The organism is Adlercreutzia sp. ZJ242, from assembly GCF_011038995.1.
Classification (GTDB): domain Bacteria; phylum Actinomycetota; class Coriobacteriia; order Coriobacteriales; family Eggerthellaceae; genus CAAEEV01.
In genome coordinates, this window is the sequence record NZ_JAAKEE010000101.1 from 1 (window position 1) to 1,567 (window position 1,567).

Consider the following 1,567-nt stretch of genomic DNA (forward strand, 5'->3'; position numbering starts at 1 on the left):
CGCGTCACTTGATTCAAGGGCCGTTTTTTGCTGCGTCAAAAAGTAGACTTTTTGCCAACCCTCGAATCCAGCCTGAGGGGCCTCGTGCGAAGACGCTTGACCTGCTCTTTCCTTGAACCCGAACTAAGATAACCCTCCCATGGCAAAAAGTCTACTTTATCTCACCAGCATGGATGCGGGCTGACGCCGCCTCGCGCGGCTCGCGTGGCGACGCATGGCCGCGAGGAGAATGCGAGCGAATCCGAGTTGAGCGCCCAGCTTGCGGAGCAAACCGACTTCCTGCCTGCGATTTCGTCAGGGGGGTCGCACGCCGCAGAGGCGAACGCGCTCAGGTGGTACGCGGTGCACGTGCGCGAAGGGCACGAGGAGGCCATGGCCGCCAAGTGCGCGAGCGTGCTCGCGCCGGAGGTGGCCGAGAGGTGCGTCGCCCCGCGCTACGAGAAGTTCCTGCGCCAGCGGGGCACGTGGCGGCTGGTGGTCGACCCCATCTTCCGCGAGTACTTCTTCATCGCCGCGCGCGACGCGCGGGCGCTCTCGCGCGCGCTCGGGAGGCTGTCGCTCCCCGTGGCGCTGGCGGGCGGCCGCGAGGGCGCGCACGCGGCCCTTTCCCCGGATGTCCAGGCATGGCTCAGCTCGGCGCTCGACGCGCAGGGAGTGCTGCGCGCGAGCGAGGGCGTCGTCGAGGGCGGGAGGCTCACGGTGACGCGCGGCCCGCTCGCGGGGCGGGAGCGCTCCATCAGGAGCGTGGACCGCCGCAAGCGCATGGCCTACGTGAGCCTCGGCGAGCCGGGCGGCGGCTTTTTGCTGAAGGCCGCGCTCAACGTGCCCGAGAAGAGCTGACGGGAGCCCCGGCGGGGCATCTGCCTGGCCGGAGGGCCTGACCGGCCCCCACCGCGCGCATGCGAGTGCGCGGGGCGGGGAGCATACCTTGACGCGACGGAGACTGCGCCTGTGGCGAGCTCCGCTTCGGTCAGGGGGATGAATACCTTCTCGTTTGAAGTCGCGCGCGAGGCGCGGGGCGAAGCCGTGCCCGAAGGGCTCGTCCCCGGGGAGGCGAGGAGGTGTTCACCCCCTGACCGACGGCGAGGCGGCGGTCGCCGGTGGCCCGCTCCCGGGATGCGTGTATAAGGCGGATCGACCGCCGCCGGGGCGCGGCCTGGCCCGAGGCGACCGTCTGCGGAAGAGTGAAGGAGATCCCTTGGGGGTTGAAGGTAGTTGCAAGAAGAAGCACTGACAACTGAACACGCGGGAAGGGAAGGACGCGCCTGCGAGCGCGTGTCTGTACCCTATGTGGGACAGTATATAGTTGAGGAGGCGCCATGTGCCTCCTGCTCACGTAGCGCCGCGCTGGGTCAATTGACCCAGCAGATCGCGGGGGCCCGGGCTGCCCGGGCCGCCTGCGCGGGGAGGGCGGCCGCGTGACGGGGCGCCGCCTGTCCAGGCGCGACCTCGTCCGCGCCCTGCCGCTCGCCTTCTTCGACGTGGCGGCCACGTTCGCGGCCTTCTCGGTCGCCGCCTGGGGCACCCAGGTGGGCGGGCTCGTGCTCGACGACCCGGCCACGCTCGG

1 protein-coding gene is annotated in these 1,567 nt (G+C 70.1%); it reads left to right on the top strand.

Going from position 1 to position 1,567, the window contains the following annotated elements; all coding sequences use genetic code 11:
- Positions 1 to 204 precede the first annotated feature (204 nt).
- Positions 205 to 840 (top strand): hypothetical protein, encoded by a 636-nt coding sequence (locus G7Y49_RS11940; RefSeq protein ID WP_206214701.1) that lies wholly within the window; start codon positions 205 to 207, stop codon positions 838 to 840.
- Positions 841 to 1,567 lie beyond the last annotated feature (727 nt).